Below are 22,492 nucleotides of genomic sequence, written 5' to 3' on the forward strand. Positions count from 1 at the left end.
GGGCGGTCCCGTGAGGGGGCCGCCCCCGGTGCGGGTCAGGCGAGGTCGCAGGCGAAGACGATCACCGTGGCGACGATGGCGCCCAGGATCGGGCCGACCACCGGGACCCACGAGTAGCCCCAGTCGGATCCGCCCTTGCCCTTGATGGGCAGGACGGCGTGCGCGACGCGCGGGGCGAGGTCGCGGGCGGGGTTGATGGCGTAACCGGTCGGGCCGCCGAGCGAGGTGCCGATGACGACGATGATGAGGGCCACGCCGAGGGGGCCGATGGAGCTCTGCGTGTGACCGGACACGAAGACCCAGATGATCAGGACGGCGGTGCCGATGGCCTCGGTGAGGGTGTTCCAGCCGTAGGAGCGGATCTCGGGGGCGGTGGAGAAGACGCCGAGCTTGAGGGCCGGGTCGCAGTCCTCGTCGAAGTGCTGCTTGAAGGTCAGCCAGCACAGGACGGCGCCGACGAAGGCGCCGAGGAACTGGGCGACGATGTAGACGAGCACATTGGCGGCGCTCACGGCGATGCCGCCGGCCCCCAGCTCCGGTCCGTTGAGCGTGACGCTGGAGTCGAACATGTGGCCGACGACCTTCGCGATCGTCACTGCGGGGTTGAGGTGGCCGCCGGTGTTGTAGGCGACGTAGACGCCGGCGAACACCGCCAGGCCCCAGCCCCAGTTCACGAGGAGCCATCCGCCGTCCTTGCCCTTGGACTTGGGCAGCAGGTTCGTCGCGACGACGCCGCCACCGAGGAGGAGGAGGATCGCAGTTCCGAGGAACTCCGAGAAGAAGATCTGAGCAAGGCTCATGGGAGATTCACTTTCTGCACGTCAACGTGCCATGAGGGGTTATCAGGGGGAGGGAGAGGGACATGCGCCCGCTCGGGTGAGCGGGCGCACGCGCTGATCAGATGGGCCGGGTGACCTTGGCGACCGCTTCGGCGTCGGTCGTCTCGGCCTCGGCGGCGGCGATCTGCTCGACCCTCTCGGCGTAGGAGGCTAGCTCGGCAGCGGCGTCCTTGTCAGACCAACGGAGGAGCGGGGCCATGATCCCCAGGATCTCCTCGGCGGCGGACAGGCCGCGGTCGCGGTGGGAGACGTCCAGGCGCACGCGGTGCAGCAGGACGTCCTCGAGGTGCTCGGCGCCCTCGTGGGTGACGGCCCAGGAGACCTCGGCGCGCAGGTAGGTGGGGGCCCCGGCCAGGGGCTCCCCCAGGCGCTGGGAGTTCTCGGCCTCGGCGTCGGCGTCGATGAGCTCCAGGATGTCGGCCGTCTCGTCCCCGTAGCGGTCCAGGAGGTGGGTGATGCGCGCCAGCGTCCAGTCGCGCTCCGCCGCGAGCTGGGCGGCGCGGCCGGCCAGCTCCTCGTAGCCCTCGGCGCCCACGAGCGGCAGGTTCTCGGTGCGGCTGGGGTGGGCGTGGGCGAGGGCCTCGCCCAGGGCGTGGTCGACGGCGTCGACGCCCATGACGCGGTAGGTGGTCAGCTTGCCGCCGGCGATGGCGGTCAGGCCGGGGGCCACGCGGGTGACGGTGTGCTCGCGGGAGACCTTCGTGGAGGCCGCCTTGGCGCCGGGCTTGAGGCGGGGCTGGAGCAGCGGGCGCAGGCCCGCGTAGACGCCGATGATGTCCTCGCGGCGGATCGGGCGGGTGAGCACGGAGTTCGCGTGCTCGAGGACGTAATCGATGTCAGCGCTGGTGGCCACGGGCTTGGCGACGTCCTCGGCCCAGGGGGTGTCCGTGGTGCCGATGACCCAGTACTCGGGCCACGGGATGATGAAGAGCACGGACTTCTCGGTGCGCAGGAAGATGCCGGTCTCGGCGTCGATGGCGGTCTTGGGCACGACGATGTGGATGCCCTTGGACGCCAGCACCTTGAGGCCGCCCTCGGTGGTGGCCATGTCCTGGACCTCCTCGGTCCACACGCCGGTGGCGTTGATGGTGCGGGTCGCGCGGATCTCGATCTCCTCGCCGGAGGCGAGGTCCGTGGCGGTCACGCCGGTGACGCGGCCCTCGCCGTCCTTGAGGAAGCCGGTGACGCGGGTGCGGTTGGCGGCGTGGGCCCCCAGGCCGACGGCGGTGCGCACGAGGTCGATGACCAGGCGCGAGTCGTCCACTCGGGCGTCGTAGAAGCGGATGGCGCCGGCCAGGTGGCTGGTGTCCAGCGCGGGGGCCAGGGCTGCGGTGCCCTTCTTGCCCAGGTGCTTCTGGATGGGCACGGTCCTGTGCCCGCGGGCGCCGGCGACGGCCAGGGCGTCGTACATGCCCACGCCGACGGCGGAGTAGGTGCGCTCGTAGTGGTGCTTGAGCGGCCACAGGAAGGGCTGGGCCTTGACGAGGTGGGGCGCGTTGGAGGTCAGGAGGCGGCCGCGCTCGGTGAGGGCCTCGTGGACGAGGGCGAAGTTCGCCTGGTAGAGGTAGCGCAGGCCCCCGTGGACGAGCTTGGAGGACCACGACGACGTGCCGGAGGCCCAGTCGCCCATCTCGACGATGCCGGTGCGCAGGCCGCGGGAGGCGGCGTCGACGGCGATCCCGGCGCCTGTGACGCCGCCTCCGATGACCAGGACGTCGAGGGGCTCGTCGGTGGGGCCGTTCGCGGACAGGGCGGCGAGCGCCTCGGCGCGCTGCTCCCGGTTGAGGGCTGTGGATCGTAGTGGTGCGGGTGCGGGGGCTGGGCTTGACATGGTGGCTCCTCGGTCTCGACGGTGAGCGGCTGCGTCTCGGGCGCGGCTGTCAGGGCGGCGGTTGTTCCCTGTGACACATCGTCGAGGCTTATGAGAGGATGGGCAAGCAGGCTGCACGAACGTGCAGAACTGGTGTGCGGAGCGGAGGAACATGACCACTCGGAGTGACGATTCTCCCCGGAATCCCGGCGGTTCTGGTGAGAATTCCACGCAACTGCGGGCCTATGAGGCGGCGTCGATGTACTACGTTCAGGGCGAGACGATGGAGGTGATCGCCCATCATCTGGGGGTGTCGCGCTCGACCGTCTCGCGGCTCCTGGATCGCGCCCGGGCGACGGGCATCGTGCGCATCGAGCTCACCCAGCCCGGTGGCGCCGGCTCCATCGAGGGGAGATTCGCCTCGCTGTTCGGCGTGCGCGCCCAGATCGTGCCCGTGCGCGAGGGGGCCACGGAGATCCATCGGCTTCAGCAGGTCGCGGGCGTCGCTGCGGCCCGGATGGTCGAGCTGGCCGCCGAGCTGGCCGAACGGCGAGATGCCGAGGCTCCGAGCGCCCCGGCCGGCACCGGCGCCGAGGCGGCAGGCGCGGAGGAGCTCGGCGAGGGCGGTGGCGGCGGCAGGGGCGGATCCGCGGGCGCGCCCTCACCGGGTGGTGCCGAGGGCGCGCTGGGCGCGGGCGGCCGGGGCGTCGTCGTCGGCGTCGCCTGGGGGACCACCATGTCCGAGGTGAGCGCGGCCCTGCCGGCGCGGCAGGTTCCGGGGGTGACTGTGGTCCAGCTCAACGGCGCCACGGACCCGATGGAGATGGGGCCCAGCGCCGGCGAGGTGCTCTCGCGGGTCGGCCACGCGTTGGGCGCGCGCGTGGTGGCCTTCCCCGTCCCCGCCTTCTTCGATCACGTGGCTACCCGCGAGGCGATGTGGTCCGAGCGCTCCGTGCGCCGGGTGCTGGCGCTGGCGCGCAGCGCTGACCTGGCGGTCTTCGGCGTCGGGTCGGTGGTCCAGGGCGTCCTGCCCTCGCAGGTCTACGAGGGCGGGCATGTCAGCCGCGCCGACCGCGTGGCGCTGCGCCGGGAGCGGGTGGTGGGCGACGTGTGCACCGTGCTGCTGCGCGCTGACGGCTCGTGGAGCGATATCGCCCTCAATGCGCGGGCGACCGGCCCCACACCCGCCCAGCTCGCGCGCATCCCGAGGCGCCTGTGCGTGGTGGCCGGGCGGGCGAAGGCCCCCGCCCTGCTGGCGGCGCTGCGGGCACGGGTGGCCACGGACCTCGTCGTCGACGACGCGACCGCCCGTGCCGTCCTCGATCTGGCCTCCGCCTCATAACCTCCCCCTCCCCTCCCCTTCGCCGAGACCGGTCGAAAACGTCATTGAAACCGGTCCGCCGACCGGTTTCAATGACGTTTTCGACCGGTCTCGGCGAAAAAAGGGCGGGTCAGGGGCGGGGCGCCAGGGCCCGGGCGGCCACCTCGGCGACGTGCTCGCCGGTGAAGCCGTACTCCTCGAACAGGCGCGGTCCTGGCGCTGAGGCTCCGTAGTGGTCGAGGGACACGATCGCCCCCGAGTCGCCCACGATCTCGCGCCAGCCCATCGCGATGCCGGCCTCCACGGAGACCCGCACGGCACCGGCGGGCAGCACCGAGGCGCGGTAAGCCTCGTCCTGCTCGGCGAACCACTCCAGGCACGGTGCGGAGACGACGCGGGTCGGGGTGCCCGCGGCGCCCAGGCGCTCGCGCGCGTCCATAGCCACACCCACCTCGGAGCCGGTGGCGATGATGACGACGGCGGGGTCGACCGTCGCCCCGGAGGCGTCAACGGCGTCGGCCAGCACGTAGGCCCCCCGGCGCACCCCCTCGGCGGCGGCCTCGGGGGTCGCGTGGACCGTCAGGTTCTGGCGCGACAGGACGATGCCCGCCGGCTCGCGGCGACGGCGCAGGATCTCCGCCCAGGCGGCCGCGGTCTCGTTGGCGTCGGCGGGCCGCACGACGGCGAATCCCGGGATCGCGCGCAGGGCCGCCAGATGCTCGATGGGCTGATGGGTGGGGCCGTCCTCGCCGACGCCGATGGAGTCGTGGGTCCAGACGAACACCGAGCCGATCCCCATGAGCGCCGCCAGGCGCACGGCCGGGCGCATGTAGTCGGAGAACACCATGAAGGTGCCGCCGTAGGGGCGGGTGAGCCCGGCGAGGGCGATGCCGTTGAGGATCGAGCCCATCGCGTGCTCGCGCACGCCGAAGTGGATGGTGCGTCCGTAGGGGCCGTCGGCCGCGCCAACCGCCAGGGAGGACGGCAGGAAGGAGGGCTCGCCGGCCATCGTCGTGTTGTTCGATCCGGCCAGGTCCGCCGAGCCCCCCCACAGCTCGGGCACCACGGGCGCCAGGGCGGTCAGGGTCTTGCCGGAGGCGGATCGGGTGGCGACGGCGTCCCCGAGCGCCCAGTGGGGCAGGGCGGCCTCCAGCCCCTCGGGAAGCCGACCGGCGCGCAGGCGCTCCAGCAGCGCGGAGCCCTCGGGGGCGGCCGTCCGCCAGGCGGCGAAGCGGGCGTCCCAGTCGGCGCGCAGGGCGGCAGCGCGCTCGGCGGCCCGGGCGCGGGTGTGCTCCAGGACTTCGGCCGGCACCTGGAAGTCAGCCTCCGGGTCGAGCCCGAGGGCGCGCTTGAGGCCGGCGACCTCCTCGGCCCCGAGCTTGGCGCCGTGCGAGGACTCGTCGCCCTGCTTGGTGGGCGAGGGCCAGGCGATGATCGTGTGCAACCGGATGAGCGTGGGCCGGGCGGTCTCGGCGCGAGCCGCCTCGAGGGCGGCGTGAAGCGCGTCGTAGTCCTCGCGGTACTGCCCGCCGGCCTTCCAGTCGACGTCGATCACCTGCCAGCCGTAGGCGGCGAAGCGGGCGGAGGGGTCCTCGGTGAAGGCGATGTCCGTGTCGCCCTCGATGGAGATGTCATTGTCGTCGTAGATGGCGATGAGGTTGCCGAGCTGCTGGGTTCCCGCCAGGGAGGCGGCCTCGGAGGCCACGCCCTCCTGGAGGCACCCGTCGCCCACGATCGTGTAGACGTAGTGGTCGAAGACGGACTCGCCGGCGGGGGAGGCGGCGTCGAAGAGCCCGTGCTCCCTGCGCGCGGACATGGCCATGCCCACGGCGTTGGCGATGCCCGCGCCCAGCGGCCCGGTGGTGGTCTCGATGCCGGCGGTGTGCCCGAACTCGGGGTGGCCGGGGGTGAGCGATCCCCAGGTGCGCAGGGCGGCGATGTCGCTGATCTCCAGGCCGTAGCCGGCCAGGGCGAGCTGGATGTACTGGAGCAGTGAGGCGTGCCCGATGGACAGCACGAAGCGATCGCGGCCCAGCCAGGCGGGGTCTGCGGGGTCGCAGGCCATTTCCTTCTGATAGAGCAGGTAGGCGACGCCGGCCAGGGAGATGGGGGTCCCGGGGTGGCCGGATCCGGCCTTCTCGACGGCGTCGGCCGCCAGTGCCTTCGAGGCGGCGATGGCCTTGAGATCGAGGTCGGTCAACAGCGCGGGCGTGGTCATGCGTTCCTCCTAGGACGGCGGTCCCTGGGCTGGGCTGGTGCGGTTGTCGATTCACACACTAACGAAGCACGCCGATGCGCCGGGCGCCAGTACCGCAACGCTCATATGTGCGCAGGACCGGCGGAGTGCCGGGACGCAGGCGGTGTGGGGCGCCTCACGATACCACCGGCCCCGGCGCAGCGGCAGGGGCCCTGCGGAAATTGCTCATGTGTGCAACCGATTGTCGAATTCGGCGCCATTCAGGACCATGAGAAGCGCATATCAACCACCGCATCATCCGCCTCTCCCCGGGGCGTCAACAGCTCCGGACGGAATGGTGCGGGCGAGCGAGGAGGCCGCATATGGGATACAGAATCGTCATCGCCTGCGATGATGCTGCCGTCGAGTACAAGGATGTGCTGGCTCGGGATCTCGGGAGCGATCCGCGCGTCGATGAGGTGATCGACGCCGGCGTGTCGAAAGGGGAATGCATTGATTACCCCCACGTCGCCGTGAGGGCCGCCCGTATGATCTCCGACGGCGACGCCGATCGCGGCCTCTTCCTCTGCGGTACCGGCATGGGCATGGCGATCAGTGCCAACAAGGTCCCCGGTATTCGCGCCTCCGTCGCCCACGACTCCTTCTCGGTGGAGCGCCTCATCAAGTCCAATAACGCCCAGGTCCTCACCCTCGGCCAGCGCGTCATCGGCATTGAGCTCGCCCGAAGGCTCGTCAGCGAATGGCTCGGCCACGACTTCGACCCCTCCTCGCCGTCGGCCCGCAAGGTGGCCGCCCTGGAGTCGTACGAGACCGGCTCCTGAGCCCCGCCCCAAGCCCATCGCCCCAACCCCCCTCGCCCGCGCGCCCGGGTGAGGAGCTCCCTGACCACCGCAGCACTTCAAGGACGAAGAATGACACCCGATACAACAATCCCCCTGCTGGAGAACCTGGACTTATTCTGGCTCCTGGCCGCCTGCGTCGGAGGCATCATCGGCGGCATCGTAGGAGCGAACAACGCCTTCGGATTCACCGGCGTCATGATCCTGACCGGTTTCGGGATCGCCGCCTCGACGGGCAGTACCTTCTTCTTCGACTATGTCGCCTTCGGCCCCGTCTTCGGCCCGCATATCGCCTTCGCCGGAGCCGCCGCCGGATCCGCCTACTCGGCGAAGAAGAAGTTGCTCGACACCGGACGGGATATCGATACCCCGCTGGGCAGCCTCAAGGATCCGACGGTCCTATGGGTGGCCGCAGGATTCGGCGTTGCGGGTTTGATCGTGCAGCGCCTCATCGCCCTCATCCCCTGGTTCGGGACCCACACCGACTCCGTGGCCCTGACGGTCTTCCTGTCCGGCTGCGCCTCCCGGCTCGTCTTCGGATCCACCGGCGTTGTCCACGCCCCGACCCCGCCACAGGGATCGCATCGCTGGCTCGATCACCAGGAGACGCCGGGGCAGCTCGGCACCGTCGCCCTCGGCGCAGCCGTCATGGCCTCCGGCGGCGCGATCGTGCTGACCTCCTACGCCCGGGCCCACCTGCCCGAGGACGCGGCAGCCGCGGTGGCGGGCAATGCCCACACCCTGCCCTTCGCCATCTCGGCCCTCTGCATCTTCCTACTGGTGGCAGGGCAGAGGGTCAATGTCACCCACCACATCACCATCATCGCGGGCCTGGCCGGCGCGCAGTTCTGGCTCGCCACCGGCAACGGATGGGCGGCCCTGGCCATCGGCACCGTCTTCGGCGTCCTGTCGGGCTTCGTCGCCGAGTTCATCATCGCTCGCCTCACCTACTACCACGGCGACACGCACATCGACCCGCCGGCCGGGACGATCTGGATCATGACCACCCTCATCCACCTGACCCTGCTCGCCGTTTGACCCCTCCGCCCCGACCGGGCGTTCCCGGGGCAATCCCGCCCGGAACGCCCCCATGACCCCCAGGAAGCACTCATGAGCGACCCGCGTCCTCCCAGCACCGCTCCGTCCGCCGTCCACGACTGGCCCACCGAGCTCTACGACGCCTACGTCTTCGACATGGACGGCACCATCTACCTCGGTGATCACCTCCTGCCGGGCGCCAAGCGCCTCATCACCGAGCTGCGCCGCCGGGCCATCCCCGTGCGCTTCCTGTCCAACAATCCCACCAAGGACCCCGACCAGTACGCCGAGAAGCTCGCCCGCCTCGGTCTGCCGACGCCGGTGGGCGAGATCGCCAACACGGTGGTCACCACCGTGCGCTGGCTGATGACCCACCACCCCGGTGCCACCGTCTTCGCCATCGCCGAGGATCCGCTCAAGCGCGCGCTGGCCCGGGCCGGCATCGCGCAGAGCGAGGTTCCCGAGGAGATCGACATCGTCGTCGCCTCCTACGACCGCGCCTTCGACTACCGCAAGCTCCAGATCGCCTTCGACGCCATCTGGTTCCACAAGAGGGCCTTCCTCATCGCCACCAACCCCGACCGCTTCTGCCCCTTCCCCGGTGGGCGCGGCCAGCCCGACTGCGCCGCCGTCATCGCCGCTATCGAGGCCTGCACCGGCACCACCTGCCGCACCGTCATCGGCAAGCCCAACGCCTCGATGCTCCAGGCCGCCATCGGTGACCTAGACCTGCGCCCCGAGCGCTGCATGATGGTCGGCGATCGGCTCGGCACCGATATCCAGATGGCGGTGCGCACCGGCATGCGCTCCGCGATGCCTCTCACCGGTGAGTCCACCCTCGCCGACGCCCGGGCCCTTAACAGCGCCGACCGACCCACCTACGTCCTCGACCGCATCGACCGGCTCATCCCCGCCGCCGGCTGGGAGGAACTCGGTTGGAGCGAGGAGGCCGACCCCGTCCCCTGAACCGCCCCGACCCGCCCGACGCCGCTCACGCGGCGGCACCGCTGCCACGACATGAAGAGACGACACGAAGAACGGAGACCAACGATGGTCAGTCCTGGATACGAAGGCCCCTACCTGCTCGGCATCGATTTCGGAACGGAGTCCTGCCGCGCGGCGATCTTCGACCTCGCCGGTCACCCGATCGCCTTCACCGCCGCCCCCTACCCCACAGCCCACCCCCGCCCGGGCCGAGCGGAGCAGAGCCCCGGGGACTGGTGGGACGCCCTCAGGGCCGCCGTCTACCGAGTCCTCAACGAGACGGGCATCCCCGGCCGTCACATCGCCGGCATCTCCTATGACGCCACCACGATGACCGTCGTCGCCATGGACGCCAATGGCCAGGAGCTGCGCCCGGCGATCATGTGGATGGACGTGCGCGCCTCCGAGCAGGCCTCTCGCGCCGAGACGATCGACCACTGGGCCCGTCTTTACAACGGCGGCGGCACCATGGGGGCGACCGCCGAGTGGTACCCCTTCAAGGCCGCCTGGCTCAAGGAGAATGAGCCCGAGATCTACAGGGCCGCTCACCGGCTCGTCGACGCCCCCGAGTGGCTCACCCACAGGCTCACCGGCGAGTGGACCCTCAACATCAACTCTGCGGCCCTGCGCATGTACTACAACCGCGACAAGGGCGGTTGGCCGGTCGAGTTCTACGAGCACATCGGCTGCGGCGACGTCTTCGACAAGATCCCCGAGCGCGTCCTCGACCTCGGCATGCCCGTCGGCGGGTTGACCGCCGCCGCCGCCGGCGACCTCGGCCTGCTGCCCGGTACGCCAGTCGCCCAGGGCTGCGCGGACGCATGGGCGGGGCAGATCGGCCTGGGCGTCGTCGAACCCGGCAAGACCGCCATCATCACCGGATCCTCCCATGTCATCACCGGCCAGTCGCCCAGTCCCCTGCATGGCAGCGGCTTCTTCGGCGCCTACACCGACGGCGTCCTGCCAGGCCAGTACACATGCGAGGGCGGCCTGGTCTCCTCGGGGTCCGTGCTCAAGTGGTTCAAGGACAACTTCGCCGCCGACGTCGCCGCCGCCGCGGAGCGCCTGGGCTACAACCCCTACAAGATCCTCGACGAGCGCAGCGCCCATGTGCCGGTCGGCTCCAACGGCCTCATCATCAACGAGTACTTCCAGGGCAACCGCACCCCGTACACCGACTCCAAGGCGCGCGGCATCGTATGGGGCCTCACCTTGGGCACCACGCCCGAGGAGTTCTACCGGGCGATCCAGGAGGCCGTCTGCTACGGAACCGCTCACGTGCTGCAGGCGTTCAAGGACGCAGGCTTCGCCACCACCGAGCTCGTCGCCTGCGGCGGCGCCACCAAGTCCCGCGACTGGATGCAGATGCACGCCGATGTCACCGGTGTTCCCGTCACCCTCACCGAGGTGGGCGACGCCGTCGTCCTGGGCTCGTGCGTGCTCGCGGCCGTCGGCGCCGGGCAGTACCCCTCCATCCAGGACGCCGTCCGAAACATGGTGCGCGAGACCGACCGCATCGAGCCGCGTCCCGATGTCCACGAGGAGTACCGGTTCTACCTCGAGAAGTACATGGAGACCTACCCGCGCCTGCGGGATCTCTCCCACGGGATGGTCGACCACCTCGTCTGACACGTCCGAATCCAAGGAAGGAAGCACGATCCATGACACGGTCCTCGGACACCGACCTCATCACCCGGGCCCTGGCCACCGCGACCGATACCAGGCGGATAGCCTTCGGCGACGACGTCCTGAGCGCCACGGGCCCCCTCTTCGCCGATCTCTTCCCCGGCAAGCGGGTCATCATCGTCGCCGATGGGAACACCTTCGCCGCGGCGGGCCGGCCCGTGATGGACTCGCTGGCGGCCGCGGGGGTGGAGGCCATCGAGCCCTATATCTTCCCGGGCGCCCCCACCCTTTACGCCGACTACGAGAACGTCGAGATCCTGCGCGAGCGCATCAGGCCCCTGACGGACGCCATCGTGTGCTCCATCGCCTCGGGCACGCTCAACGACATCGCCAAGCTCGCCTCCGGGGAGCTCTCCCGCCCCTATATGAACGTGTGCACCGCCGCCTCCGTGGACGGCTACGCCTCCTTCGGGGCCTCGATCTCCAAGGACGGCTTCAAGATCACCCGCAGTTGCCCTGCCCCTGCCGGTCTCGTGGCGGACCTCGGCATCATCGCCGCCGCCCCCGGGCGACTGACCGCCACCGGATACGGCGACCTCATCGAGAAGGTCCCCGCCGGGGCCGACTGGGTGCTCGCCGACGAGCTCGGCATCGAGCCCATCGACGACGACGTGTGGGACCTGATCCAGGGCCCGCTGCGCGACGCCCTGGCCGACCCCGGGCGCATCGGCGCGGGAGACCCCGGGGCCATCAGAGGGCTGGCCGAGGGCAACATCATGTCCGGCCTGGCCATGCAGGCGGCACAGTCCTCCCGCCCCGCCTCCGGAGCGGGGCATCAGTTCTCCCACGTGTGGGAGATGGAGGGCCACGGCCTGGACTGGGAGCCGCCCCTGTCTCACGGCATGAAGGTCGGTATCGGCACCATCGCCTCCTGCGCCATGTGGGAGGAGATCCTGAGCCGCGGCCCCGGTTTCGTGGAGGCGATCGACGTCGACGACGTCGTCGCGCGCGCGCGCTCCGACGAGGAGGTCGAGGCCGCCGTGCGCCGGGCTCTCATCCCGCGCATCGCGCAGGAGGCGGTGGGGCACGCCGTGGGCAAGAACCTCACCGGCGATGCCCTGCGCGAGCGCATCACCGCCATCAAGAGGGCCTGGCCGCGCATCGTCGAGCGGGTTCGCCCCCTGCTCATGAGCCCGCAGGAGGTGGCCGACCGCCTCAAGGCCGTGGGCGCGCCCCATCACCCCGAGATGATCGGGATCGATATGGGGCGCTTCAGGGCGACCCACGCCAAGGCCCAGATGATCCGGCCCCGCTACACCATCCTCGATGTCCTGACCGACCTCGGGCTGCTCGACGACGTCGTCGACGCCCTCTTCTCCCCGCGGGGCTACTGGGGGCGCCATCCCCACGAGGAGCGGGGCTGACCGCCGACCAGGACCCGGCCGGACCCCGGGCGCCCCTGGCCCCTGATCGACCACCCACCGCGCGACCCTGAATGCGAAGGAGCGATGAGCACCATGACAACCACCCGAGTGCCCTCCAGGGAGGGGACATGCACCCTGGGTCTCGACTTCGGCACGCTATCCGTGCGCGCCGTCGTCACCCGCGTATCCGACGGCGAGATCCTCGCCGATGCCGTGAGCGAGTACGCCACCCCGATCATGGACCGGCGCCTGACCGCCGGTGACAACCGCGAGCTGCCCCCGGAGTTCGCCCTCCAGGTGCCCGGCGACTACCTGGAGTCCATGTGCGCCGCCAGCGCCGCCGCCGTGCGCGCCTCCAGGGTGAGTGGCTCCGATATCATCGGCGTGGGACTCGATGTCACCTCCGCCACCGTCGTCGTCACCGACTCCGACGGCGTGCCCATGTGCGACAAGCCCGAGTTCGCCAACAACCCCCACGCCTACGTCAAGCTGTGGAAGCACCACGGGGCGCAGGGCCAGGCCGACCGCATCGTCGAGCTCGCCAGGAAGCGCGGCGAGGCATGGCTGCCCCGTTACGGCGGCATCCTGTCCGCCGAGATGCTCCTGCCCAAGGCGCTGGAGACCCTCGAGAAGGCCCCTGACGTCTACGCCGCTGCGGGAGAGATCGTCGACATGCTCGACTGGCTCACATGGCGCCTGACCGGCACTCTGGCCTACTCGGCCTCCGATTCCGGCTACAAGCGCATGCTCCAGGACGGCGTCTACCCCTCCGAGGAGTTCCTCGGCGCCCTCAATCCCGACTTCGCCGACGTTTACGCCACGCGAATGAACCACCCGATCGCCCCACTCGGATCGGCTGTGGGAGGCCTGACCGCGGAGTACGCCCAGGCCTTCGGGCTGCGCGAGGGCACCCCTGTGGCCGCGGGCAACATCGACGCCCATGTCCACGCCGCCTCGGTCAACGCGGTTCGCCCCGGTCAGCTCACCGGGATCCTCGGTACCTCGACCTGCTGGGTCCTGCCCGCCGAGGAGTGCGTGGAGGTGCCGGGCGTCTTCGGCGTCGTCGACGGCGGCATCTCCGAGGGCACATGGGGCTACGAGGCCGGTCAGAGCGCGGTGGGCGACTCCTTCGCCTGGTTCATCGAGAACAACGTGCCGCGCTCCTACTTCATCGAGGCCGAGTCCGAGGGCGTCTCGATCTTCGCGCTCCTGGCCCGCCTGGCCGCTGAGCAGGAGATCGGCGAGCACGGCCTGGTGGCCCTCGACTGGTGGAACGGGAACCGGTCCCCACTGGTCGACTCCCAGCTGACCGGTCTCATGATCGGCCAGACGCTCGTGACCCGCCCCGAGGATCAGTACCGCGCGCTCCTGGAGTCCACCGCCTTCGGCGCTCGTGTCATCATCGAGAATTTCGAGTCCCACGGCGTGCCCGTCACCGAGGTGCGAGTTGCCGGGGGACTCATCAAGGACGGGTTCCTCATGCAGATGTACGCGGATATCACCCGGCGACGTCTGCTGACCGCATCCACCATCCAGGCCGGGGCCCACGGCTCCTCGATCTTCGCGGCCGTCGCCGCCGGCGCCCACCCGGACCTGCCCACTGCGGCGACCGCGATGGGCGGCGTATCCGAGCGGGTGTATGAGCCCGACGAGAGCGCGGCGGTTCAATACGATCGCCTTTACGAGATCTACCGCCATCTCCATGGGCTCTTCGGGCGCGGGGACGAGACGATGCACGCCCTCAAGGCTCTGCGGGCCGACGCCCTCCGGCGCCGGGCGGAGGAGCCGACGCCGAGCGAGGTCGACCGGGACTGAGCGATACTCATGGCGCTGCGCGGCGCCTGGTGGGACCGGGACCGCGTAGCGCCCGGCGCCGGGGGAGGATGATGATGAGCGACGCCGAGCGCGAGGCCCTCATGCTGCGGGCCGCCGAGCTCTACTACTACGAGCGCCTCACGCAGGCGGCCATCGCCGACCGCCTCATGTGCTCGCGATGGACCGTCGGGCGCCTGCTGGAGGAGGCCCGGGACTGCGGGATGATCACCATCTCGATCGTCCACCCCCACGCGCGCGACCGCCCCTTGGAGAACCGGCTGCGCGATGCCTTCGCCGTGTCCGATGCCATCGTCGTCACCTGCGCGGAGGAGTCGGGAACCGCCCGCCGCGTCGTCGCCTCCGCGACGAGCGACTACCTCACCGGGCTGCGCCCGCGCCCGGCGACCCTCGGCGTGTCCTGGGGGCGCACTGTCGCGGCGGTCGCCCAGGCCATGCCCGACCGCTGGACGAGCGGGCTCAAGGTCTACCAGGCCTTCGGCGGGCTCATCCGCTCCGATGACGATGACGACGTCATCGGGCGATCGATCAGCCTCATCGCGCGCAAGGGGCAGGGAGTCGGGCGCCTCCTGCCCGCCCCGGCCTTCGTGCGCGACGTTGAGCTGGCCCAGCGCCTGCGCCAGGAGCCGAGCATCGCCCGCACGCTCCGCGATGCCGCTGGCGCCGACACCATCCTCTACTCGCCCGGGGCGATCCGCGACGATTCCATTCTCGTGCGCTCGGGATACCTCAAGAAGGGGGTGATGGAGCGACTGCGCGCCAAGGGGGCGGTGGCCGACTTCTTCTCCCACTTCGTCGACTCTAACGGCGTGCCCGTCATCCCCGAAGTGGAGGACCGCGTGATCTCCATCGGCCTGGAGGCGCTCGCCGGGCCGGGTAGGCGGATCATGGCGGGCTACGGGCCGGACAAGGCGCTGCCGATGCGAGTTGCCCTCGCCGCCGGCTTCGCCACCGCCGTCGTCACCGATTCGCGCACGGCCTCTGCGATCCTGTTGCGCTGAGCCGGCCGGAGGCGGCAGCCGCGCGCCCCTCGGCTCAGGGGCGAGGGGTGCGCGAACTGCGGGCCATCAGGTCTCAGGGGGTCGCCAGGCTGTGCGAGGCGTTGTTCTGGTAAAGGTCGAGGAGCAACTGGGCCTCCCCGCCCGCGATGACCTGGGTCCGGCCACCGTAATACGAGTTCTCGTAAACAGTGAGTGTCCTCCCTGACCTGTTCCAGACGTACTTGGCGTTGTTCTTCAGGCACTCACCGGCGCCAGTATCGCTGCCCTTGAACTCATAGCACGACGGCTGGGATGCCCCATAGTTCGGCACGTCGCTGCCGGCGTCGAAGTCGGACACGGCCCCGTCGAACCAGACTCCAGGCATCCCGTGAGTGTTGAATGTATCGTGGTAGAAGCAGACCTCCCCCTCATCGCAGACTCCGTCGCGCGCGGTGCCGGCCTGAGCCGCGGGCGTGGCGAGAGCGGAGATGCCGAAGGCGAGGGTGGCGATGGAGAGCGCCCCGGTGAGGCGGCGCTTGGGGGTGATGCTCATGAGTGCGGACCTTTCTGGGATCTGTGCTCCAATGCGTCGTTGACGTCGAGCGCCGGTGCTCGACGTCTCCAGGCTAAGGAGGAGGCCGTGACGGCCTCCAGGGTGCGCCTACCCACTTGACGCGAGGGGCTGCCTGCCTCATCATCCCCGATGACCTGGGATGATGGAGCACCCGGTGATCCCTGGGGGATGAACGGATGGGTATGGTAATCCGATGACCTCCATCCCTGACGACCAGTCCGCCACCACTGGCGTCACCGCCAGTGCCGCCACCGGTGCGGGTGCGACCGCTGCGGTTCGGGCGCTGCCGATCCTGCGGCCCGCGCGCCCCGTGGATGTGCGCGCCATCGCCGAGCTGGTCCGCCCCTTCGCCGAGAGGCGGATCCTGATCTCCAAGGACCTCATCGCCTATTTCGAGGATGTCCAGGAGTTCACGATCGCCGAGCTCCCGCCGCCCCCCGGGGTCGAGCGCCCCACCGGGATCGAGCCGGGGCGGATCGTGGGCTGCGGCGCACTGCACGTCATGTGGGATGACATCGCGGAGATCCGCACGCTGGCGGTGGACCCCCGCGTCAAGGGGAGGGGTATCGGCTCGGCGCTGCTGCGCTCCCTCATCATCCGGGCCCGTTCCCTGGACCTCAAGCGCCTGTTCTGCCTGACCTTCGAGGTTGACTTCTTCAGCAGGCACGGCTTCCAGGAGATCTCGGGGACACCCGTGGGCACGGACGCCTTCGCCGAGATCGTCCGCTCTCATGACGACGGCGTCGCCGAATTCCTGGACCTGGCCCGGGCCAAGCCCAACACCTTGGGCAACACCCGGATGCTCCTGGAGCTCTGATCCGGTGCCGGACCCCGAGCGCTGTGATCGCCGACGTGCAGCGTGGTTGTGAACGTTCCCCGGGGACGCGTCCGCAACCCCGCGGCGCGTCCGCAACTCAGTCGTGCGGGTTCCGGTGCCCGGTTCATGGCCGCCCAGCCGCTACGATGCGGGCCCAGGAGGCGCACGTGGATGGAGCAAGCGGATCGGGCACTCTGGGCCGCGGGGGCTCCCCGGCCCGAGGCCGTACCGGGAGTCCCGCGGGCAGTGCCGGCAGTGCTGCCGACGGTACTGGCCGCGCCGGTGCCACTGGGGGAGACGACGCCGCCTCGGAGATCATCGCGTGGTACCGGCTCCATGCCCGCGACCTGCCCTGGCGCCGTCCCGGCACTTCGCCCTGGGCGGTCCTCGTCAGCGAGGTCATGAGCCAGCAGACGCCGGTAGCCCGCGTGATCCCGGCCTGGCAGGAGTGGCAGCACCGCTGGCCGGGTCCCGCCGAACTCGCCGCCGCCCCCACCTCCGATGTCCTGCGCGTCTGGGGCCGCCTGGGCTACCCCCGCCGGGCACTGCGCCTGAAGGAGTGCGCGGGCGTCGTCGCCGCCGAGTACGACGGCGTGCTGCCCGCTGAGCGAGAGCGCCTCCTGGCCCTGCCCGGCGTGGGGGAGTACACGGCCGGCGCCGTGCTGGCCTTCGCCCACGGGCGCCGTGCCCTGGCCCTGGACACGAATGTACGCCGCGTCCTGGCGCGCAGCGTGGGCGGGGAGGCGCTGCCCGCCCCTCACCTGGGTCGCGCCGAGCGCGAGCGCGCCGAGTCACTTCTGCCCCGCGGGGACGCGACGGCGGCCAAGTGGTCCGTGGCCGTCATGGAGCTGGGGGCGCTGGTGTGCGTGGCCCGCGATCCGGACTGCGGGGCCTGCCCCTGGCGCCGGCGCTGCGCCTGGCTGGCCGCGGGGCGTCCTGCCGACGCGCATGCGGGCAGGCGCCGGACCCAGGCCTGGGCGGGCACGGACCGCCAGGCGCGGGGCCTGGTCATGGCGGTCCTGCGGGAGGCCCCCGAGGGGCGCGGCGTCGTCGCCGAGGCGCTACTCGCCGCGGCCGCAGGCGCGGCCAGGAGGGGAAGCGCCGATCCCGGGCAACCCGCTCGCGCCCTGGCGGGCCTCCTGGCCGACGGCCTCATCGCCACCGACGATGCCGGCTCCACCTACCGCCTGCCGTGAGCGGGGCACGGCGGGTGAAGAACCGGCATTCCCCGCTGCACCGGATGCGTCCTGCGGCGTGGCGGCGATTCCTGCGGGGGCGTCCTTGATGGGAGCGTCGCGCGGGCATCGTGGGGAGCCGAATTCGTCTCCAGGCGGTCCGCATGGAACTGACGCTGGGTTTTCGTTGAGATGGCGATGAGATCAGCGTGCCGAAGCCGGGCGGTACGGGGTCCGTTCGAGCCGTTCGAGCCGTCCGAACGGCCAGGGGCGGAGCGGCAGGGACGACCTGGGCAGCGCTGGGAGGTCTTGAGCATCGCTGGGACGTTGAGGGCACCACGGGGAGCGATGCTTTCAACGTCCCACCGCTGCCCATAACGGTCAAGTGCTGCCCAAGACCCCCAGCACTGCTCTCGACGCGACTCGACTCGGGGCGGACCGGGGGCGCCGCTACCCATCCAGAGGTTCCCGTGCGCCGGCTCGTCCGTGCGCCGATGACGCCACCGACGGCCACCCCGCCTGACGGACCGAGCGAAGAGCATCACGCCGAGGGACATGATCTGAGAAGCGCATACGAGCGGTCGACCCCAGCGCAGTGGAGCGAGTTGCGGGGCGCCCAGTCGGTGCGCGAGGACCCCGGGACACGCCATCGGCCTGGCGGGCCGCTCGCGGGAGGGGTGGGATCCGGGCGGTACAGTCGGCCGCATGGCACATGGACGCGGAGGGGGCAGTGGGAGCAGCGGCGGTTCGGCCAAGGGCCGGGGGAACGGCCGACCGCGCCCCGCGGGCTCTGCGCGCTCCTCGGCCCGGGGATCAGCCGGCGGGCGCTCTTCCGGCTCATCGTCCCGGATCAGGGGATCCTCCGCGGGCCGGCAGGCGCGCTCGGCCAGGAGCGGCGGGGACGCGCGCACCGGGGGCGGCCCCGACCCCCGGCGCCGGCAGAAGGCCTCTTCCCGGCGCGCCGGCACCGCCGCAGGGGACTCCAAGGACCGCGGCTCCGCCCCGTCCCCCGGTCAGGGATCGCGTCGTGGGCGATTGGACCGCACCGCCAATGCCCTGAGCACCCAGCGCCACCCCCGCGCCGGGGCCATGGGAGCCGTAAGGGGAGCACTCGCCGCCCTCGTCTCCTCCCGGCCCCAGAGCCAGAAGGGCCCCAGGCCCTCGTCCTCGCGCGCCTCCGCGCCGAGGCCGTCCGAACAGCGGCCCAGCGGGGGCTCCCGCCGCGCCGCCAGGAGCGCTACGGCGGGAGCGGGAGGCACTCAGGGCCCGCGCCGCCCGCGCGGGCAGAGCGGTCAGCGCAGCCAGCACAATCAGCGCGTTCAGCGCAGCGAGCGCGCTCACCGCAGTCCGCGCCCCGCGCCGCCTCCTCAGCCCCGCTACTGGCTGCGGCGACTGGTGCTGCTGGGCGCCGTCGTCCTGCTCCTGCTGGCACTCGTCTTCGGCATCGTCAAGGGCGCCTACGCGATCCGCGACCGGATCCGCGAGCAGGACCGTCGGCAGGCGGCTGAGCAGACGGTCACCCCCTACCCCGCCCCGCAGGCCTGCGCGGCCGACGGCCTCGGCGTCTCGGTCAGCGCCCCGGAGGAGGTCGCCCCCGGCGAGGGCATGAGCATCGAGGTCACCGCGACGAACAACGGCGCGGATGCCTGCCTCCTGGATCTGGGCGGCCAGTCCCTGGGCGCCTCGATCACCTCCGGGGGGAATCCCGTGTGGGCCTCCGACACATGCTCGCCGTCGGCCGATAGCCGCCGGCTTCTCATCAAGCCCGGCGGTTCCGCCTCCGCCACCATCACCTGGGACGGGCGGCGCAGTGGGACCGCATGCGCACCCGCCACCCCGACGGCGACCGCCACTGCCGCCGCCTCGGAGTCGGCCGGCGCGACCCCCGCGCAGACTCCCTCCGGGGACCCGAGCGCTTCGCCGAGCGCCGATCCCAGCGCTGATTCCAGTGCCGGCACCGACCCCGCTGCCACCCCGACGGCGTCGCCCTCGCCCTTGGCCCCTGCTCAGTCCAACGGGGATGTCGCGACGACGGGCGTCTACAAGTTCCAACTGCGCCTGGGCGACGCCGCCATCGGCGACGAGAGGGTCTTCGTCGTCAAGTGACGCGGTTGGCGCGGCGCGGGATGGGGGAATCGGCTCGCGGGGCCTGCCGGCGGTGCCGCCTGAGAGCGCCTCGGCGCCCGATGACGCCGGGGCCCGGCCCGGGCCGACTCCGCGGGCCGAGGCCCGCAGCACTGTCTCAGCGCTCGTTGAGGGAGACCTCGGCGAGGCGGCTCAAGCCGTCGCGCAGAGTGCGGGCGCGGCGCGGCCCGATCCCCTCGACGGCCTCGATCTCCTCACTCGACGCCCCGAGGATGCCCTGCAGGGACCCCCAGTGGTCCACGACGGCCCGGATCGCTACCAGCGGCAGCCGCGGGATCTTGGACAGCAGGCGCAGGCCGCGCGGGGAGATGGCGGCGTCGAGGTCCTGGCCATCAGGACCCCCCAGGCTCATGGAGCGGGCCACCATGGCCAGGTCGAGCAGGGCGGGTGAGCCCACCCACTTCAGGCGCGCGTCCACCGTGGCGACCTCGAGGCCGTCGGGCAGGTAGTCCGCCAGGAGGAAATCGCGCTCGGCCATGAGGCCGCGCGTGAGTTCCTCGAGCTGCAGGTCGAGCAGGCGGCCGTCGGTGCCCAGTTCGAGGACGTAGCCCTCGATATCCGAGGCGATGCGCCGCACCATCTCGAGCAGTTGGAGGACGCTGGTGACGTCGCGGACGGAGACGATGTCCTCGATCTCCAGGGTGTTGAGCCCGGAGGTGGTCTGGGACAGGCGCGTTGTGTAGCGCTCGAGGGTGGCCAGGGCCTGGTTGGCGCGGGCCAGGATCGATTCGCTGGGCTCGATGACGCGGCGCTTGCCGTCGATGTACAAGGAGATGATCTGCATCGACTGGCTCACCGAGATCACCGGGTACCCGGTCTGGCGGGCCACGCGCTCGGCGGTCCGGTGGCGCATGCCCGCCTCCGAGGTCTCGATCGAAGCACTGGGCAGGAGCTGGACATTGGCGCGGCGGATGCGGGTGGCGGTGGAGTCGATGACGACCGCGCCATCCATCTTCGACAGCTCGCGCAGCCGGGCGGCGGAGAGCTCTGCGTCGATCTGGAAGCCGCCCGAGGAGATCTCCTCAACCGTCTCGTCGTAGCCGATGACGATGATCGCGCCGGTGCGGCCGCGCAGGATGCGCTCCAGGCCGGCGCGCAGCTCGGTGCCGGGGGCGACGAGGGAGAGGGTCTCACGCATGAGACTGCTCGTATCGCTCATCAGTGCTCCTGGTCTGGTGCTCGCTCAACGGATGAGTGGCGCCGTCGTGGCTGATCCTCCGCCATCGTAGTGGCGGGTCGGGGGCCCGCCCCGGCAAGGTGTTGAAGACCACGGGTTCCGACGCCGAGTTGTTGTCTTCCGGGATCATCGCCGCTCCTCGCCGCCCTGCGCGGGTGGGCCGGCCTCAGCGATGGGGGAGCGCCGCGCCGATGGCCTCGCCCACATGGCTCACCGGCAGCACCCGCATGCCGGGGACCTCCCGCAGCTCCTCGGAGCCGGCCAGGGGGACGAGCGCGCGGTCGAAGCCGAGGCGCGCCGCCTCCGCCAGGCGCCGCTGGATGCCGACGGTGGCCCTCACCTCCCCGGTCAGCCCCACCTCCCCGAAAGCCACGAGCCCCGGCGGCGTGGGCAGGCCCTGGGCGGCGGAGACGATGGCGATCGCCACCGCCAGATCCGTTGCCGGCTCGACGGCGCGCGCCCCGCCGACGGTGGAGACGTAGACATCCGAGCTGGACGTGTCCACCTTGAGCCGGGCGGCCAGCACGGCCAAGCCCATGGCGACACGGGCGTGGTCCACTCCGGACGTGGTGCGGCGAGGCGACCCGGCCCCCGCCCCGGCCACGAGGGCCTGGATCTCCACGGGCATGGGCCGGCGCTCCTCCAGGGTGACGGTGGCGCAGGTGCCCGGCACCTCGGATCGGGCGGCCGACAGGAAGAGCCCGGAGGGATCGGCCAGCCCCACGATGCCCCGTTCGCCGAGGTCGAAGCAGCCGACCTCATCAGTGGGCCCGTAGCGGTTCTTCGCCGCCCGCAGGAGCCGTAGGCGGGCGTGGCGGTCGCCCTCGAACTGGGCGACGACGTCGACCAGGTGCTCCAGGACGCGGGGTCCGGCGATCCCGCCGTCCTTCGTCACATGCCCCACGAGCAGCACGGGGATGCCGCGCCCCTTGGCCACCGCGATGAGCGCGCCGGCCACGGCCCGCACCTGCGTCACCCCGCCCGCCGATCCCTCGACGGCCGCCGAGGCGATGGTCTGCACCGAGTCGACGACGAGCAGCGAGGGGGAGGCGTCCTCCACATGGCCCAGCAGCGCGCCCAGCTCCGTCTCCGCGGCGAGGAGCAGGGCGTCGTCGATGGCCTCGATGCGCTCGGCGCGCAGGCGCACCTGGGAGGCGGACTCCTCACCGGTGACGTACAGGACGGGGCCCTCGCCCCGCTTCCGGGCGACGGCGGCCGCCTTGGCCGCGACATCGAGCAGGAGGGTGGACTTGCCGACGCCCGGCTCCCCCGCGAGGAGCACCACGGCCCCCGGCACGATGCCGCCGCCCAGCACCCGATCCAGCTCGCCGACCCCGGTGGGGCGGGCCCGGGCCTCCTCCGCGCTCACCTGCCCGATGGGGCGGGCGGGGGAGGCGGGGCGCGCTGCGGGCACCGCTCGGGCAGCCCCCGGGCCCCCGGCGCCGGTGACCTCCTCCAGGGTCCCCCAGGCGCGGCACTCCCTGCACTGGCCCAGCCATTTGGGGCTCGACCAGCCGCACTCGGAGCAGCGGTAGGAGGGCTTGGGCGCCTTGGTGAGGGATGCGGTGTTGCTCGGCATGCTCCGAGAGTATCGAGGGGCCCTGACACGAATGACGGGCGCCTCGGGGAGGCGGGACGAGGCCCGAGCACGGGAGGAATAGTTCAGTCAATCCCCGTCACAATACTTGCATGGAGGTAAGGCTCACCTTTCTG

General features: G+C 71.4%; 17 protein-coding genes. 11 read left to right on the forward strand and 6 right to left on the reverse strand.

Annotated elements, in window-relative coordinates:
- Window positions 1-35: 35 nt before the first annotated feature.
- Both B1H55_RS00990 and B1H55_RS00995 read right to left on the reverse strand, forming a co-directional pair.
- On the reverse strand, window positions 36-800 hold the full coding sequence (locus tag B1H55_RS00990; protein WP_073451505.1) for an MIP/aquaporin family protein: 765 nt from the start codon (window positions 798-800) through the stop codon (window positions 36-38).
- A gap of 97 nt (window positions 801-897) precedes the next feature.
- A complete protein-coding gene (locus B1H55_RS00995) occupies window positions 898-2,670 on the reverse strand; it encodes a glycerol-3-phosphate dehydrogenase/oxidase (RefSeq protein WP_077240499.1) in 1,773 nt (590 codons plus the stop codon).
- A gap of 238 nt (window positions 2,671-2,908) precedes the next feature.
- On the opposite strand from B1H55_RS00995, the gene B1H55_RS01000 reads away from it, so the two are divergent.
- Entirely contained in the window at window positions 2,909-3,991 is a 1,083-nt protein-coding gene (locus B1H55_RS01000) for a sugar-binding transcriptional regulator (RefSeq protein ID WP_096519397.1), read from the forward strand.
- A 109-nt stretch (window positions 3,992-4,100) separates the two neighbouring features.
- Here B1H55_RS01000 and tkt read toward each other — a convergent pair whose 3' ends face one another.
- Window positions 4,101-6,188, reverse strand: coding sequence for a transketolase (gene tkt, locus B1H55_RS01005; protein WP_077240497.1), 2,088 nt, complete (start codon window positions 6,186-6,188; stop codon window positions 4,101-4,103).
- 341 nt (window positions 6,189-6,529) lie between these two features.
- Between tkt and B1H55_RS01010 the strand changes: the two genes are divergently transcribed.
- From B1H55_RS01010 to B1H55_RS01040, 7 genes are all read left to right on the forward strand, one after another.
- The gene (locus tag B1H55_RS01010) at window positions 6,530-6,988 is read left to right on the forward strand and encodes an RpiB/LacA/LacB family sugar-phosphate isomerase (RefSeq protein ID WP_073451501.1); all 459 of its coding nucleotides are present in this window, start codon (window positions 6,530-6,532) and stop codon (window positions 6,986-6,988) included.
- 90 nt (window positions 6,989-7,078) lie between these two features.
- Entirely contained in the window at window positions 7,079-8,044 is a 966-nt protein-coding gene (locus tag B1H55_RS01015) for a DUF7973 family transport facilitator (protein ID WP_073451500.1), read from the forward strand.
- Between the two features lie 72 nt (window positions 8,045-8,116).
- Entirely contained in the window at window positions 8,117-9,010 is an 894-nt protein-coding gene (locus tag B1H55_RS01020) for an HAD-IIA family hydrolase (protein WP_073451499.1), read from the forward strand.
- An 84-nt stretch (window positions 9,011-9,094) separates the two neighbouring features.
- Window positions 9,095-10,657 carry an FGGY-family carbohydrate kinase gene (locus B1H55_RS01025; RefSeq protein ID WP_073451498.1) on the forward strand — a complete coding sequence of 521 codons (1,563 nt, stop codon included), beginning with the start codon at window positions 9,095-9,097 and terminating at the stop codon, window positions 10,655-10,657.
- Window positions 10,658-10,689: 32 nt separating this feature from the next.
- On the forward strand, window positions 10,690-12,078 hold the full coding sequence (locus B1H55_RS01030; RefSeq protein ID WP_077240496.1) for a sn-glycerol-1-phosphate dehydrogenase: 1,389 nt from the start codon (window positions 10,690-10,692) through the stop codon (window positions 12,076-12,078).
- Window positions 12,079-12,162: 84 nt separating this feature from the next.
- Window positions 12,163-13,893, forward strand: coding sequence for a ribulokinase (locus B1H55_RS01035; RefSeq protein WP_231952779.1), 1,731 nt, complete (start codon window positions 12,163-12,165; stop codon window positions 13,891-13,893).
- Window positions 13,894-13,967: 74 nt separating this feature from the next.
- Window positions 13,968-14,912 carry a sugar-binding transcriptional regulator gene (locus B1H55_RS01040; RefSeq protein WP_073451496.1) on the forward strand — a complete coding sequence of 315 codons (945 nt, stop codon included), beginning with the start codon at window positions 13,968-13,970 and terminating at the stop codon, window positions 14,910-14,912.
- A 73-nt stretch (window positions 14,913-14,985) separates the two neighbouring features.
- Here B1H55_RS01040 and B1H55_RS01045 read toward each other — a convergent pair whose 3' ends face one another.
- The gene (locus tag B1H55_RS01045) at window positions 14,986-15,444 is read right to left on the reverse strand and encodes a peptidase inhibitor family I36 protein (protein ID WP_077240495.1); all 459 of its coding nucleotides are present in this window, start codon (window positions 15,442-15,444) and stop codon (window positions 14,986-14,988) included.
- A gap of 214 nt (window positions 15,445-15,658) precedes the next feature.
- Here B1H55_RS01045 and B1H55_RS01050 point away from each other — a divergent pair, with 214 nt between their 5' ends.
- The 3 genes from B1H55_RS01050 (at window position 15,659) to B1H55_RS12090 (ending at window position 19,563) form a co-directional block, all read left to right on the forward strand.
- Window positions 15,659-16,282, forward strand: a complete 624-nt coding sequence (locus B1H55_RS01050; protein WP_073451494.1) for an amino-acid N-acetyltransferase — start codon at window positions 15,659-15,661, stop codon at window positions 16,280-16,282.
- Between the two features lie 167 nt (window positions 16,283-16,449).
- Window positions 16,450-17,478, forward strand: a complete 1,029-nt coding sequence (locus B1H55_RS01055) for an HhH-GPD family protein (RefSeq protein WP_420866431.1) — start codon at window positions 16,450-16,452, stop codon at window positions 17,476-17,478.
- 684 nt (window positions 17,479-18,162) lie between these two features.
- On the forward strand, window positions 18,163-19,563 hold the full coding sequence (locus B1H55_RS12090; protein ID WP_143222400.1) for a hypothetical protein: 1,401 nt from the start codon (window positions 18,163-18,165) through the stop codon (window positions 19,561-19,563).
- Between the two features lie 136 nt (window positions 19,564-19,699).
- Here the strand turns inward: B1H55_RS12090 and disA are convergent, their stop codons facing one another.
- On the reverse strand, window positions 19,700-20,761 hold the full coding sequence (gene disA, locus B1H55_RS01065) for a DNA integrity scanning diadenylate cyclase DisA (RefSeq protein WP_073451491.1): 1,062 nt from the start codon (window positions 20,759-20,761) through the stop codon (window positions 19,700-19,702).
- A 184-nt stretch (window positions 20,762-20,945) separates the two neighbouring features.
- Entirely contained in the window at window positions 20,946-22,358 is a 1,413-nt protein-coding gene (radA, locus tag B1H55_RS01070) for a DNA repair protein RadA (RefSeq protein ID WP_080461523.1), read from the reverse strand.
- Window positions 22,359-22,492: the final 134 nt, after the last annotated feature.

Origin of the sequence: Actinomyces denticolens (assembly GCF_002072185.1) — a bacterium.
GTDB classification, from domain to species: Bacteria; Actinomycetota; Actinomycetes; order Actinomycetales; family Actinomycetaceae; genus Actinomyces; species Actinomyces denticolens.

Excerpts from the sequence above, each read along its gene's own strand:
- B1H55_RS00990 (WP_073451505.1), bottom strand. The coding sequence starts at position 800 with ATGAGCCTTGCTCAGATCTTCTTCTCGGAGTTCCTCGGAACTGCGATC.
- B1H55_RS00995 (WP_077240499.1), bottom strand. The coding sequence starts at position 2,670 with ATGTCAAGCCCAGCCCCCGCACCCGCACCACTACGATCCACAGCCCTC.
- B1H55_RS01000 (WP_096519397.1), top strand. The coding sequence starts at position 2,909 with ATGTACTACGTTCAGGGCGAGACGATGGAGGTGATCGCCCATCATCTG.
- tkt (WP_077240497.1), bottom strand. The coding sequence starts at position 6,188 with ATGACCACGCCCGCGCTGTTGACCGACCTCGATCTCAAGGCCATCGCC.
- B1H55_RS01010 (WP_073451501.1), top strand. The coding sequence starts at position 6,530 with ATGGGATACAGAATCGTCATCGCCTGCGATGATGCTGCCGTCGAGTAC.
- B1H55_RS01015 (WP_073451500.1), top strand. The coding sequence starts at position 7,079 with ATGACACCCGATACAACAATCCCCCTGCTGGAGAACCTGGACTTATTC.
- B1H55_RS01020 (WP_073451499.1), top strand. The coding sequence starts at position 8,117 with ATGAGCGACCCGCGTCCTCCCAGCACCGCTCCGTCCGCCGTCCACGAC.
- B1H55_RS01025 (WP_073451498.1), top strand. The coding sequence starts at position 9,095 with ATGGTCAGTCCTGGATACGAAGGCCCCTACCTGCTCGGCATCGATTTC.
- B1H55_RS01030 (WP_077240496.1), top strand. The coding sequence starts at position 10,690 with ATGACACGGTCCTCGGACACCGACCTCATCACCCGGGCCCTGGCCACC.
- B1H55_RS01035 (WP_231952779.1), top strand. The coding sequence starts at position 12,163 with ATGAGCACCATGACAACCACCCGAGTGCCCTCCAGGGAGGGGACATGC.
- B1H55_RS01040 (WP_073451496.1), top strand. The coding sequence starts at position 13,968 with ATGAGCGACGCCGAGCGCGAGGCCCTCATGCTGCGGGCCGCCGAGCTC.
- B1H55_RS01045 (WP_077240495.1), bottom strand. The coding sequence starts at position 15,444 with ATGAGCATCACCCCCAAGCGCCGCCTCACCGGGGCGCTCTCCATCGCC.
- B1H55_RS01050 (WP_073451494.1), top strand. The coding sequence starts at position 15,659 with ATGACCTCCATCCCTGACGACCAGTCCGCCACCACTGGCGTCACCGCC.
- B1H55_RS12090 (WP_143222400.1), top strand. The coding sequence starts at position 18,163 with ATGGCACATGGACGCGGAGGGGGCAGTGGGAGCAGCGGCGGTTCGGCC.
- disA (WP_073451491.1), bottom strand. The coding sequence starts at position 20,761 with ATGAGCGATACGAGCAGTCTCATGCGTGAGACCCTCTCCCTCGTCGCC.
- radA (WP_080461523.1), bottom strand. The coding sequence starts at position 22,358 with ATGCCGAGCAACACCGCATCCCTCACCAAGGCGCCCAAGCCCTCCTAC.